This is a genomic window from Streptomyces sp. NPDC096012, from assembly GCF_040426375.1.
GTDB lineage: Bacteria > Actinomycetota > Actinomycetes > Streptomycetales > Streptomycetaceae > Streptomyces.
Genome location: NZ_JBEOTD010000001.1, coordinates 326,012 through 338,438, shown reverse-complemented (window position 1 = coordinate 338,438; position 12,427 = coordinate 326,012). Strand labels below are relative to the sequence as shown.

At 71.1% G+C, this 12,427-nt stretch carries 13 protein-coding genes and 1 pseudogene; 4 read left to right on the top strand and 10 right to left on the bottom strand.

What is annotated here, in order from left to right; all coding sequences use genetic code 11:
• Positions 1 to 137 precede the first annotated feature (137 nt).
• Positions 138 to 293: pseudogene (locus ABVB68_RS01585) on the bottom strand (carbohydrate kinase family protein); the annotation flags it as partial.
• Positions 294 to 542: 249 nt separating this feature from the next.
• Here ABVB68_RS01585 and ABVB68_RS01580 point away from each other — a divergent pair.
• The 4 genes from ABVB68_RS01580 (at position 543) to ABVB68_RS01565 (ending at position 4,614) form a co-directional block, all read left to right on the top strand.
• The gene (locus ABVB68_RS01580) at positions 543 to 1,559 is read left to right on the top strand and encodes a sugar ABC transporter substrate-binding protein (RefSeq protein WP_353598984.1); all 1,017 of its coding nucleotides are present in this window, start codon (positions 543 to 545) and stop codon (positions 1,557 to 1,559) included.
• 128 nt (positions 1,560 to 1,687) lie between these two features.
• Complete coding sequence (locus ABVB68_RS01575; RefSeq protein ID WP_353598983.1) at positions 1,688 to 2,683, top strand: ABC transporter permease; 996 nt, start codon at positions 1,688 to 1,690, stop codon at positions 2,681 to 2,683.
• The gene (locus ABVB68_RS01570; protein WP_353598982.1) at positions 2,680 to 3,516 is read left to right on the top strand and encodes an ATP-binding cassette domain-containing protein; all 837 of its coding nucleotides are present in this window, start codon (positions 2,680 to 2,682) and stop codon (positions 3,514 to 3,516) included. Before ABVB68_RS01575 ends, ABVB68_RS01570 begins: the two co-directional genes overlap by 4 nt.
• 75 nt (positions 3,517 to 3,591) lie before the next feature.
• Positions 3,592 to 4,614 (top strand): LacI family DNA-binding transcriptional regulator, encoded by a 1,023-nt coding sequence (locus ABVB68_RS01565; RefSeq protein WP_353598981.1) that lies wholly within the window; start codon positions 3,592 to 3,594, stop codon positions 4,612 to 4,614.
• Between the two features lie 98 nt (positions 4,615 to 4,712).
• On the opposite strand, the gene ABVB68_RS01560 is transcribed toward ABVB68_RS01565, so the two are convergent.
• The 9 genes from ABVB68_RS01560 to ABVB68_RS01520 form a co-directional block, all read right to left on the bottom strand.
• Positions 4,713 to 5,501 carry a carbon-nitrogen hydrolase family protein gene (locus tag ABVB68_RS01560; protein ID WP_353598980.1) on the bottom strand — a complete coding sequence of 263 codons (789 nt, stop codon included), beginning with the start codon at positions 5,499 to 5,501 and terminating at the stop codon, positions 4,713 to 4,715.
• A gap of 98 nt (positions 5,502 to 5,599) precedes the next feature.
• The gene (locus ABVB68_RS01555; protein ID WP_353598979.1) at positions 5,600 to 6,526 is read right to left on the bottom strand and encodes a cyclase family protein; all 927 of its coding nucleotides are present in this window, start codon (positions 6,524 to 6,526) and stop codon (positions 5,600 to 5,602) included.
• A complete protein-coding gene (locus ABVB68_RS01550) occupies positions 6,526 to 6,822 on the bottom strand; it encodes a Dabb family protein (protein WP_353598978.1) in 297 nt (98 codons plus the stop codon). Before ABVB68_RS01550 ends, ABVB68_RS01555 begins: the two co-directional genes overlap by 1 nt.
• 49 nt (positions 6,823 to 6,871) lie before the next feature.
• A complete protein-coding gene (locus ABVB68_RS01545; protein WP_353598977.1) occupies positions 6,872 to 7,813 on the bottom strand; it encodes a PDR/VanB family oxidoreductase in 942 nt (313 codons plus the stop codon).
• A gap of 74 nt (positions 7,814 to 7,887) precedes the next feature.
• Positions 7,888 to 8,655 carry an SDR family NAD(P)-dependent oxidoreductase gene (locus ABVB68_RS01540; protein WP_353598976.1) on the bottom strand — a complete coding sequence of 256 codons (768 nt, stop codon included), beginning with the start codon at positions 8,653 to 8,655 and terminating at the stop codon, positions 7,888 to 7,890.
• The gene (locus ABVB68_RS01535; RefSeq protein WP_353598975.1) at positions 8,648 to 9,007 is read right to left on the bottom strand and encodes a hypothetical protein; all 360 of its coding nucleotides are present in this window, start codon (positions 9,005 to 9,007) and stop codon (positions 8,648 to 8,650) included. Before ABVB68_RS01535 ends, ABVB68_RS01540 begins: the two co-directional genes overlap by 8 nt.
• Positions 9,007 to 10,230 (bottom strand): aromatic ring-hydroxylating oxygenase subunit alpha, encoded by a 1,224-nt coding sequence (locus ABVB68_RS01530; RefSeq protein ID WP_353598974.1) that lies wholly within the window; start codon positions 10,228 to 10,230, stop codon positions 9,007 to 9,009. The genes ABVB68_RS01535 and ABVB68_RS01530 overlap by 1 nt, the downstream gene beginning before the upstream one ends.
• Before the next feature lie 75 nt (positions 10,231 to 10,305).
• Positions 10,306 to 10,656 carry a non-heme iron oxygenase ferredoxin subunit gene (locus tag ABVB68_RS01525; RefSeq protein ID WP_353598973.1) on the bottom strand — a complete coding sequence of 117 codons (351 nt, stop codon included), beginning with the start codon at positions 10,654 to 10,656 and terminating at the stop codon, positions 10,306 to 10,308.
• Positions 10,653 to 12,275: a purine-cytosine permease family protein gene (locus ABVB68_RS01520; RefSeq protein WP_353598972.1), complete on the bottom strand. Its 1,623-nt coding sequence runs from the start codon at positions 12,273 to 12,275 to the stop codon at positions 10,653 to 10,655. Before ABVB68_RS01520 ends, ABVB68_RS01525 begins: the two co-directional genes overlap by 4 nt.
• Between the last annotated feature and the right edge of the window lie 152 nt (positions 12,276 to 12,427).

The window sequence follows — 12,427 nt, the reverse complement described above, 5'->3', positions numbered from 1 at the left end:
TGCCCGGATTCACCGGGCCGGTCCCCCGCACGGACCGACGGGCCATCAGGCGTCGCCGACGGTCGCGAACCGCGCCGACCGGCTCGGCCACGGCGGGTGGGGGCCGGCAACCGAGCAGGTCAGGGCCGCGGCCCGAGGCGGGCCGGGGTGCCCGGCCCGGCCAGGGCCGACGCCGTGTCCGCGGGTCCGCCGCCGGGCGGCACCCGCAGGGCGAACTCGTCCGGGACGGTCGCGGGTTCGGTGAAGGCGTCCGCGACGCACTCCCCCAGGGCGGTGATCTGGCGCGGGCTCATGGGCTGTTCTTCTCTCGGAGTGCGCGCGGACGGAAACAGGCATGTCCCGGGCAACCGGTGAACGGCTTCGGGCGGACCACGGCGGCGGATGTTGCCGATCCGTGACGGGCTCAGGGCATTGACGTTGCCGGGGAAGGGAGTCCATCATCCTCGCCAAGCAGTGTCAACGATGACATAAGTCAACGATGACACCGAGGGACGGCATGCACCGATGCCGGCCGTTCGCCCGCGATCCCGCAGGAGTCGTTCATGTCACGCACCTCTCGTCTGCCCTCCTCTCTGCTCAGAGCCGCTGCCTGCACGGGTGTCGCAGCCCTCGCCCTGACAGCCTGTGGATCCGGATCGGGATCGGGCGCCGCGAGCACCGGATCGGGCGGCGTGAAGGTCGGTCTGATCACCAAGACCGACACCAACCCGTTCTTCGTGAAGATGAAGGAGGGCGCGGAGAAGGCCGCCAAGGAGAGCGGCGCCCAGCTGTCCACCGCTGCGGGCAAGTTCGACGGGGACAACGCCGGTCAGGTCACGGCCATCGAGAACATGGTCGCCGCCGGCGTGAAGGGCATCCTGATCACCCCGAGCGACTCCAAGGCGATCGTGCCCGCCATCCAGAAGGCCCGCGCCAAGGGTGTCCTGGTCATCGCCCTGGACACCCCGACCGAGCCGCAGAGCGCGGTCGACGCCCTCTTCGCCACCGACAACCTCGAGGCCGGGAAGCTGATCGGCGAGTACGCCAAGGCCGCCATGAAGGGCAGGACGGCGAAGATAGCCGCCCTCGACCTCGCGCCGGGTGTCTCGGTCGGCGTCCAGCGGCACAACGGATTCCTGAAGGGCTTCGGCGCCACCGACAAGGACGTCGTGTGCGCCCAGGACACGGGTGGCGACCAGGCCAAGGGCCAGACCGCGATGGAGAACTGCCTGCAGAAGGCGCCCGGCATCAACGTCGTCTACACCATCAACGAACCGGCGGCCCTGGGTGCGTACACCGCGCTGAAGGCCAAGGGCCGGGAGAAGGACGTCCTGATCGTCTCGGTCGACGGCGGCTGCACCGGCACCCAGGCCGTCAAGGACGGCAAGATCGCCGCGACGTCGCAGCAGTACCCGCTGAAGATGGCCGCCGAGGGCGTCAAGGCCGTCGTGACGTACGCCAAGGACGGCAAGAAGGCGTCCGGTTACACCGACACCGGCGTCACCCTGATCACCGACAAGGCGCGGGCCGGGGTCACGTCGAAGGACACCGCCTACGGCCTGGACAACTGCTGGGGCTGAGCCGATCACCGGCCCTGACCGCTCTTTCCACGACCCCCCAGCGGGGCGGCCGGCCCCACCTCCCCGAAGGGGGACGGCCGCCCTCTCGTCCTCCCACCGGGACTTCTGTCTTCCGACAAGGACTTCGCATGACAGCCACGACCACGCCGTACGCCGAGCTCAAAGCGCCGACCACGGCCCGCAGACTGCTCACCGCACCGACCACCGGCCCGCTGGTCGCCCTCGTTCTCGCCTGCGCCTTCTTCGCCCTCTCGACCGACCAGTTCCTCACCGGCGGCAACTTCTCGCTGATCGTGCAGCAGGTGATGGTCGTCGGCACCCTCGCCATCGGACAGACCCTGATCATCCTCACCGCGGGCATCGACCTGTCCTGCGGAGCCGTGATGGCGTTCGGCAGCATCGTGATCGCCAAGATGGCCGCCGACGGCTCCCTGCCGCCGCTCGTCGCCATCGCGCTGGGCATAGCGGTCTGTGCGGGCTTCGGGCTGCTCAACGGGCTACTGGTGCAGAAGATCCCGCTGCCGCCGTTCATCGTCACCCTCGGCATGCTCAACGTGGCGTTCGCGCTGACCCACATCTACTCCGAGGAGCAGACGGTCACCAACCTGCCCGGCCCGCTGACGGCCCTCGGGCAGACCTTCCCGCTCGGCCACACCGACATCACCTACGGCTCCCTGGTCACCATCGCCCTGTTCCTCCTGCTCGCCTACGCGCTGAGCAGCACCGGCTGGGGCCGGCACGTCTACGCCCTGGGCAACAGCCAGGAGGCGGCGCGGCTGAACGGTATCCGCACCTCCCGGCTGACGATCGGCATCTACACCGTGGCGGGTCTGCTGTACGGGATCGCCGCCCTGCTGCTCATCTCCCGCACCGGAGTCGGCGACCCCCAGGCGGGCCAGACCGACAACCTCGACAGCATCACCGCCGTGGTCCTCGGCGGCACCAGCCTCTTCGGCGGACGCGGCTCGGTCCTGGGCACCTTCATCGGCGTTCTCATCGTCGGCGTCTTCCGCAACGGCCTCCAGCTGATGGGGGTCGCCTCCATCTACCAGACCCTGATCACCGGTGTTCTGGTGATCCTCGCGGTGACCGTCGACCAGATCTCCCGGAAGAAGGCCCGATGACCGCCACCACTTCCCCCACGCCCGTTCTGCAGGCCCGTGGTCTGGTCAAGCGCTACGGCCACGTCACCGCCATCGACGGCGCCGACTTCGACCTGCTCCCCGGTGAGGTCCTCGCCGTCATCGGTGACAACGGCGCCGGCAAGACCAGCCTGATCAAGGCCCTCACCGGCGCGGTGGTCCCCGACGCCGGCGAGATACGCCTCAACGGGGAGCCCATCACCTTCTCCGGCCCGCAAAGTGCCCGCGCGCACGGCATCGAGACCGTCTACCAGGACCTCGCCGTGGCGGCCTCCATGGACATCGCCTCGAACATGTTCCTCGGGCGTGAGCTGCGTCGTCCCGGCGTGCTCGGCAGTGTCTTCCGCATGCTGGACAAGAAGCGGATGCGGCAGGAGGCCGCCGAGCACATGGCCGACCTGAAGATCGGCCTGCGCTCGCTGACGCAGTCGGTGGAGACGCTCTCCGGCGGACAGCGGCAGGCCGTCGCGGTCGCCCGCTCCGTCGCCTGGGCGAGCAGTGTGGTCGTCATGGACGAGCCCACCGCGGCCCTCGGCGTCAAGGAGTCCGGTCAGGTCCTGGACCTCATCCGCCGCGTTCGCGACAAGGGCATGCCGGTCGTCCTGATCAGCCACAACATGCCCCACGTCTTCGAGATCGCCGACCGGATCCACGTCCACCGGCTGGGCCGGCGCGCTGCCGTGATCAAGCCGTCCGACCACTCCATGGCCGAGGTCGTCGCCATCATGACCGGCGCGCTCAGCATCGACGAGGCCGGAGATACTGTCGTAGCGGATTCCAGGGCCGCGAAGGCCGCCGGAGTCCAGGCCACCTGACGGCACAACCCAGCTCTCGCAGTTTCCGGCCGAGGCCGCGGCCGGAACCGAGAGCCCTCAGGAGACGGTTTCTCCATGGCAGCGAACCGCCGCCCCACCCTGGCCGACGTCGCCCGTGAAGTGGGCGTCAGCGCCAAGACGGTCTCCCGGGTCCTCAACGAGGACGGACCCGCCTCCGCGCAGACCAGGGAACAGGTACTGGCCGCAGTGGCCAAGCTCGGGTTCCAGCCGAACCTGATGGCCCGCAACATCCGCGTCGGGGGCCCGGACACCACCATCGGCCTGGTCATCCCCGATCTCGCCAACCCCTTCTTCGGAGCCGTGGCCCGCGCCATCGAGGACACCGTCCGCGACCGCGGACTGACCCTGCTCATGGGCTCCTCCGCGGACGACCCCGATCGCGAACGCGCCCTGACGGACAAGTTCCTCGCCCGACGGGTCAGCATCCTGATCGTCGTTCCGTCCGTCGGCGCCGACCACTCCCACCTCAGGCCCCACCGCACGGCGGGACTGCCCGTCGTCTTCCTCGACCGCCCCGGGGCCGGCCTCGCCACGGACAGCATCGTCAGCTCCAACCGCGCCGGGGCGCACGACGGCGTCGCCCACCTCATCGCCCACGGCCACCGGCGCATCAGCTTCGTCGGCGACCTGCCCCCGGAGCTGTACACCCGCCGTGAACGTCTGGCCGGCTACCGCTCCGCGCTGCGGGAGGCCGGCATCCCCTACGACCGCTCACTCGTCACCAACGCCCACGACCAGCAGGGCGCCGAGGCCGCGACCGCCCGACTCCTCGGCCTGGCCGATCCCCCCACGGCCCTGTTCGCCGGCAACAACATCATGGCGCTGGGCATCGTCGCCGAACTGGCCCGCAGCAAGCGCAAGGACGTCGCCGTCGTCGCCTTCGACGACGTTTCGCTGGCCGAGGCACTCGAACCGGCCCTGACCGTCGTCGCCCAGAACGCGGAGGAGCTCGGCAGAACAGCGGCGACCGTGGCGCTGGCCCGCCTCGACGGCGACCGCTCCCGCGCCCGCACCATCACGGTTCCCACACGGCTGATCGTCCGAGGCTCGGGGGAGCAGCCCGTGCCTCAGCCGTAGGCGGCCCACCCCGCCGGCCGCGATGCTTCGTCGCCGCTCGGACGGCCGGCCGCAAGCCGCGGATCGCGCTGCTGGACGCGACGCGGCTCTCCCCCGGCTCACCACTTCCGGTTGGCCAGGACCGCTACCGAGGCGCGGGCCGCATCGGCTTCGGGGAGGTTCAGGTCGGCGAGCAGGACGCCGGGGCGGCCGTCGAGTTGGTGCAGGAGCTGACCGAGGGGGCCGACGACGGCGCTGGCGCCGATCCCGGTGGGCAGGGTGCCGGGCGGAAGGCCCACCGTGGTCGGGTCGCCCTGGCCGCACGCCGCGACGAACGAGGTCGAGTCCAGCGCCCGGGCGCGGATCAGCAGGTCCCACTGCTCGCGCTTGCGCGGGCCGGAGCCCCATGACGCGGCCGTGACGATGAGCGTCGCGCCGTGTTCGGCCAGGGCCTGGAAGAGGCCTGGGAAGCGGATGTCGTAACAGGTCGTCAAGCCGACCGTGAAACCGTCGACTTCGAACATCACCGGTTCCCGCCCGGCTTCGACCGACTCGGACTCGGCGAAGCCGAAGGCGTCGTACAGGTGGATCTTGTCGTACGCCGCCTCGACCCCGTTCCCGGTGGCGAGCAGGGTGTTGCGCACCCGCCCGTCGTCCGCCGGGGTGAACATCCCCGCGACCACCGTGACACCCGCGTCCGCGGCGATCCTCCGCACCGCACCGGCCCACCGCCCGTCCAGCGGCTCGGCCGCCGCGGCGAGGTCGGAGCCGAAGCAGCACATCGTCGCCTCGGGGAAGACCACGAGCCGGGCACCGGCCGCGGCCGCCTCCGCCGCCCGCTCCTCGACGAGCCGGAGGTTGTGCCACGGGTCGGGTGTGGAGACGATCTGGGCGAGTGCGATGTGCATGGTGCCTCCTGTCGGCGGGCCGGTCGGTGGTGGGCGTGCGCAGCGGCCCCGGGGCGGGATCGAGCCCGGGGCCGCCGTCGCGGGGTGCGGAGCGCCGGCTACGTCCGCAGCGGCATCGCCATCGGGCGCACCGGAGCGCCGGAAGCGCCCCGCAGCCGGATCGGCGCGGCGAGGAAGCACAGCTCGTGGACCCCGTCGCGGGACAGCTCCTCCAGGTTGACCAGCTCGATCATCGGCACCCCGGCCTCGGCGAGGAAGTGGCAGTGTCCCGGCAGCCAGTTGTCCTCGTGCTGGGACGGCCCGACCTCCACGCACTCCTGGTCCGCGGCGACGGCGATGATCCCCTGCCCGGTGAGCCACCGGGCGGCCTCCAGGCTGAGGCCGGGCGGGTCACCGAGCACCTTGGAGCCGTCGGGCCAGTAGGCCATCCGGCCGGTCCGCACCAGCGCCACGTCGCCGCTGCGCAGTTCGAGGCCCGCCCGCTCGAGGGCGCCTCGGCAGTCGTCCACCGTGATCGCGTACGACGAGTCGAGGCAGGGCACGCCGTGCAGCGCGGCCACGTCGATGAGCACGCCGCGGGCGACGATCGGCGGGATCTGCTCCGCGCCGCCCTTGGTCCAGTGGCGGCTGCCCAGGTTCTCCTCGGCGCTGAAGTTGTTGTAGATCCGGCCGTCCACGCCGAAGTGGTTGAGGGCGTCGATGTGGGTGCCGGTGTGGGTGTACATGAACACCACGTCGCCCGAGTAGCAGACGCGCCGGTTGACGTCGGCGCCCGCGCCGTTGAGGTTGTCGACCTCGGTGCCGGCCGGGGTGTGGCTCATGAAGATCTGGTACGACGGGTCGCCCGCGGCCTGGAAGCTCGGCATGCCGACGAAGTAGTCGACGCTCAGGTCGTACACCGTCGAGGCGTCGGCACGGGACATGACGGCCGCCTGCGACCGGGGCGTCATGAGGTTGAGCGCCCCGAGCTGGTCGTCGGGTCCGTAGGGGCTGGTGGCGACCTTGATGTCGGCGGTCGGGGCCATCAGGCGTCCACCTCGAAGTCGACGACGGCCCGGCCGCGGACCATGGGCAGCAGCTTCTCGACCACCTCCATGTGGAACGGGGCGGTCGAGTAGCGCTCCAGGTCCTCCCAGGAGCGGAAGTCGCTGATCAGGGCGCCGTCCCAGGGGTCGCCGTTCTCGTTCGGTTCGCCCACGTGGGCGCCGAGGCTCCAGGAGTCGATGACGTCGAGTTCGGTGGAGAGCTGGTTGAGCAGGTCCACGATGGCGTCGTTGTCGTGGCCGTCTGCGGCCTGCCAGAGGAAGACGTGGCGGATCATGGCGTGACTGTCCTTTCGGGGGTGGCGGTGTGCCGGGGCGGAGCGGCCGTCAGATGTCGACCACGAGGCGCCGCCCGGCGGCGCGGGAGACGCAGGGGAAGATGAGGCTGCCGCGCTCGGGGTCGTCCGGGTCGAGCACCGAGTCGAGGTGCAGCGCCTCTCCGTCGAGCAGTTCCAGCTCGCAGGTGCCGCAGGTGCCCTGCCGGCAGTCGTGGTTCACGTCGATCCCGGCGCGGAGCATCGCGTCGAGCATCGTCTCGTCGGCGCGCACGGTGAGCAGGCGTTCCGAGGCGACGCAGGCGACGTCGAACTCGGTGGCGGGGGCCGTCGAGAGGTCCACCCGGGGCGCGAAGCGCTCGATGTGCACGGTGCTGCCGTCCAGCGTCGCGCCCTGCTTGCGGACGGCCGCGAGCAGCGGCTCCGGGCCGCAGGCGTAGATCCTGGTGCCGGGCCCGACGTCCATCGCGGCCGCCAGGTCCGGGTGCCCGTACACGTCCTGCGGGCACAACCGGACCCGGTCGCCGTACGGTTCCAGCTCGTCGACGAAGGCCATCGCGGAGAGCCGGCGGCCGCCGTAGACCAGCCGCCACGGCAGCCCGTCCCGGTGCACCTGACGGATCATCGCAAGCAGCGGCGTGATCCCGACGCCTCCGGCGACGAACACGTACCGCTCGCCCTTGACCAGCGGGAACTGATTGCGGGGCGGCCCGACGGGCAGCCGGTCCCCGACGCGGAGTCTGGTGTGCGCATACGCCGAGCCGCCGCGCCCGGACGGCTCGCGCAGCACCCCGAGGCGGTAGGTGTGCCGGTCGGCGGGGTCCCCGCACAGCGAGTAGTGGCGAACGTACTCCCCCAGGGTGACCTCGACATGGGCGCCGGGCTTCCACGGCGGCAGTTCGGCGCCGCCGGGGTCGGCCAGGGTGACGGCGAGGACCTCGTCGGCGACCCGTTCGAGTCGGCTGACCTGGAGCGTCAGTCCGGTGTCGCTCACGTGCTCCTCCTTTCGCATGACTCGTGGGTGGGGTGCCGCCCGGCGCCCTGCCGGGCGGCGGGCGGCCGGCTCGGTCAGCCGGTGACGAATCCACCGTCGACCGGCACGGCGGAGCCGGTGACGAACGAGGCCGCGTCGGAACACAGGAAGGCGATGGCCCGCCCGATCTCGTCCGGGTCGCCGACCCGGCCCATCGGCACGCTCGCCTCCACCTCGGCCCGCATCGCCGCGCCGCGCTCCCCCGCCCCGTCGGCGATGCCGCGCAGCAGGGGGGTGTCGACCGGACCGGGGCACACGGCGTTGATCCGGATCCCGTCGCGGGCGCAGTCCAGCGCCGCCGCCTTGGTCAGGCCGACCACGCCGTGCTTGCTGGCGCAGTAGGCGGGGATCCGCGCCTTTCCCACCAGGCCGAAGTTGGAGGCGAGGTTGACGATGGAGCCGCCACCGGCGCGCAGCATCGCCTCGATCTCGACCTGCATGGCGAGGAAGGTGCCGGTGAGGTTGACCGCGAGGGTGCGCTGCCAGTTCTCCGGCGAGCACTCCCCGATCGGGGCCACATCGCCCTGGATGCCGGCGCTGTTCACCGCGGCGGTGAGCGGACCGAGTTCGCGGACGGTGTCGGAGACCGCCCCGGCGAGCGCGGCCCGGTCGGTGACGTCCACGACGACGGCCCGCGCCGTGCCGCCCCTGCCCTGGATCTCGGTGGCCGCGGCCTCGGCGGCGACGGCGTTCGCGTCGGCCACGGTGACGGCGAAGCCGTCGGCGGCCAGGGCGAGCGCGGCCGCGCGGCCGATGCCCGACCCGCCGCCGGTGACGAACGCCGAGCGGCGCCGGTCAGCCATGGCTCTTCAGCACCGAGACGAACAGGCGCAGGTCGGCGCCGTCGGGGATCTCGCCGTCGTCGTAGATCTCGACGGCGTTGGCGATCTCGACGTAGGCGAGGGCCAGGTCCAGGAGGTTGCGGTCGGCCTGGTCCGCGTCCCCGGTGTTCCTGCCGAGCAGGTAGGGCAGGAACCGGGGGACGGCGGCGAGCATGGTCTCGTAGAACGCCTTGGACTCGGCGTAGGGGCGGCTCAGGCGCGCCTCGATCCGGGCGGCCTCGTCGGGCAGCACCCAGGCGCCGAAGGCTTCGAGGTCGCCGAACCCCGCGGGCAGGGTGGTGGTGCTGGTGGTGGGGGTGGATGCGGTGGTCATCAGGCACCTCGCTGCATGACGTCGTCGAGGGTCTTGTGGAAGGCGCGGATCTGGACTTCCTGCTCACCGAGGACGAACGCGTCCCGGGCCTGGGACTTGAGCCCGACGTGCAGGGCCTGGTGTCCGGCCTGGTCCTCGCAGAGCAGGTCACGGAAGCGGCACTTCGCCTGCTCGATCAGGACACGCTCACCGAGGTTGGCCGGCTCCGGGTAGTGCAGCCGGATCTCCCAGGTCGTCCGGTCGACCGCGGCGGGCCAGAAGTTGTACGTGAACATGGAGTTGTTGAAGAACGCGATCACCAGGTTCGGGAACACCACGTGGAACGCGAAGGGCGTCTCCAGCGGCAGCATCAGCTCGCCGAACCGCGGGTGCGCGGCCGCGTGGGCGACGCCGCTCGCGGTGTCCTGGAAGTCGGAGTCGGACGCCGAGGTGTAGACCGAGTGCAGGCCGAGCCGCTGGAAGTCGGCGATCCGCGTGTAGCCGTCCTCGTTGGTGTGGAAGGCGCCGCCGGAGAGGAACCGGTGCAGCGGCGCGAGCATCGGCACGTGGTAGATCTCGTTCTGCGCGTCGATGGCGATCTTCCAGTTGTTCTTCTCCGGCACGTCGTAGCGGTACTGCAACGAGAGCCGTTCGAACGGGAAGTCGTCGAGCCGGTCGGCCAGCGGCCCGAGGTGGTCGCGCAGCGTCACCGGCGGCTCGTCCATCATGTGGATGAAGATGAAGCCGTTCCAGGTGTCGGTGGTGACGGGCGTCAGCCCGAGCCCGCCCCGGTCCGGGAAGTAGAACTGGTCCTCGTCGGGCACGAAGTCCAGCGCGCCGTCCTTCGAACCGTAGGCCCAGCCGTGGAAGCGGCAGGTGAACATGCGGGGGCAGGCGCCCTCCCGCTCCCAGATCAGTTTGTTACCGCGGTGCGCACAGACGTTGTGGTACGCCTGGATCCTCCCGTCCTGGTCCCGGACGACCAGCAGCGAGACGTCGAGGACGTCGACGTCCCGCACGAAGAACGCCGCGTCGGCCTGGAAGTCCTGGACCGAGCCGACGTTGATCCAGGTCCTGCGGAAGACCTGCTCCCGCTCCCGCTCGTGGAACTCGGGGGAGATGAAGCGGTCGGTGGAGATCGGCCCCGTCCCCAGCTCGGGGAAGCGCTGCGCCCAGCGGCGGGTGGCGTGGTCGACGTCGGGTTCGGGAGCGGGGACGCTCGGGCGGTCGTCCAAGTCGGTCATGGTGGTGTCTCCTTCGACACTGGTGAGTCGTCGAATCGGTGGAACGTGTCTGTGGCTGCGGGCCCTGACGAGGCGTCAGCGGATGTCAGCCGGGCGGGCGTCCGCGGTCCCGGAGTACGCGGGCTCCTCGGCGAGCAGGAGCACCACGCCGTCCTCGACCGAGACCGGGTAGGTGGCGACGGGTTTCTTCGCCGGGCGCCGGGTGGCCTTGCCGGTGGTGACGTCGAAGCGGCCCTGGTGCAGCTCGCACTCGATCTCGCAGCCCAGCATCCGGCCGTCGGAGAGGGCCGAGGCGCCGTGGCTGCACAGGTTGGACACGACGTGGATCTCCTCCCCCACCCGGCACACCAGCAGGTTCAGGCCGCCGGTGGCGACCGGGAGCAGCCCCGAGTCGGGGATCTCGCCGACGCGGCAGAGCGGGATCATCGGGCGGCCTCCGGTGCGGTCACGGCCTCCGCGCGGGCGGCCTTGTAGAACGAGGGGCTGGCGGTGGCGCATCCGGCGCAGATCGCCTGGCCGCCCGCGGTGGGGTCCCGGTCCATCTCCACCGCCGTGTAGGAGCGGTCGCAGGCGTGGCACCGGATGCGCGCCGCCCAGGCATCGGCGACCTCCTCGCGCGGGTCATCGCCCCGGTGCAGCAGCGCCTCGAACCGGGACACCAGCGTGTAGCCGCCGGCGCTGAGCACGAAGGTGATCGGCGCGGACCAGGTGGCCCCGAAGGCGCCGCCCCACTCCACGAGCAGGATGCCGACGACCGAGACGGCCACCCACACCGCGGCGGCGGGTGTCACCCGGCGCAGCCGGCCCGGCCGGAACTCGGGCAGGGTTCCCTCGGTGCGCCGGTGCAGCAGGATGTGGGTGAGGGCGATCGCCACCCAGGCGACCACGAAGACGCCCTGCCAGTTGAGCGCCCGCAGCAGGTACGACAGCACGTCGGTGAGCATCAGTGCGTACACGAGACACCCGGCGACGACGGCCCACACGATCCGGGGCAGCCTGACCCGCAGCACCCGGGAGGCGAGTGCTTCGAGATTGGTCGAGGCGAGGTAGAGGTTGGCGCTGTTGATCCGGGTCTGGCTCACCACGAGCAGCAGCAGACCGGCCAGGCCCAGCGTCTGGATGACGGCCTCGACGATGCCGGTCTCGGTGATGCCGCCCGCCCCGAGGACTCCGGGGACGGTGGCGGCCAGGAAGATGCCGACCAGACCGGTGCCCAGGTAGGTGAGCAGGTAGAAGACCGGGCCGAAGGTGACCACGCCGTGGAAGGTCTCGTCCTTCGCCTTGCCGAAGCGGGCGAAGTCGACGGTGTACATCATCAGGATGTAGACGCCCATGTACACGCTGAAGGCCCACAGCCAGCCAGGTCCGGCGAGGTCGGTGTGCGCGCCCGGCAGGCTGACCGAGGCGGGGTGGCGGCCGCTCGCCACGGCGACCAGCGCGATCAGGCCCACCACGTAGAACGGCAGCAGCAGGCCGTTCAGCTTGTCCAGCCAGGTCCGGACCCCACCGAGGATCAGCGGCACGCTGTAGACGACGACCAGCAGGTACCACAGCCGGATGTCGCCGCCGCCGACGAATTTCTGCAGGGCCACCGCGACGATGGACCCCTCGAACACGCCGTAGTAGAGCGCGGTCGCCGCGAAGATCAGCGGGGCGAGGGCGGCGCCCGCGTAGCCGAAGATCCGGCGCGACAGCAGCGCCACCGTCAGACCGGACCGGCTGGCGTAGCGGGCCAGGAAGAAGTTCATCGCTCCCTTGGTGAGGCAGGTCAGCACGATGCCGATGACCGCGTTCACCGTTCCGGCGACGGCGGCGACGGTCGCCGCGACGTACAGCCAGAACATCGCCGAGAACATGGAGCCGAACGCCATCAGCAGGGACATCCGGCCGCTGCGCCAGGTCCTGGGCATGACGTGCATCGAGTAGTCCTCGGTCGCCGCCTCCTTCTGCACCCGCGGGTCGTCGGTGTAACCGACGTCCAGCGGAGCGGCGGCCGGCGCGGGGGCCGATCTGCCGGCCGCTGCTTCGCCTGCGAGTTCGGTCATGGTCTCTCCTCGGCGGTCTGGGTGGGTTCCTTCGATAGGGATGCGTTCTCGCGGTCGAGATCCGGGGGGCGACGAGGCTTCGGCCGTCGTCGTCCGTCGATGAGGACCGAGTCTGCTCAGGGCCGGGGCGCCGGACATCGTCGAGCCGCACC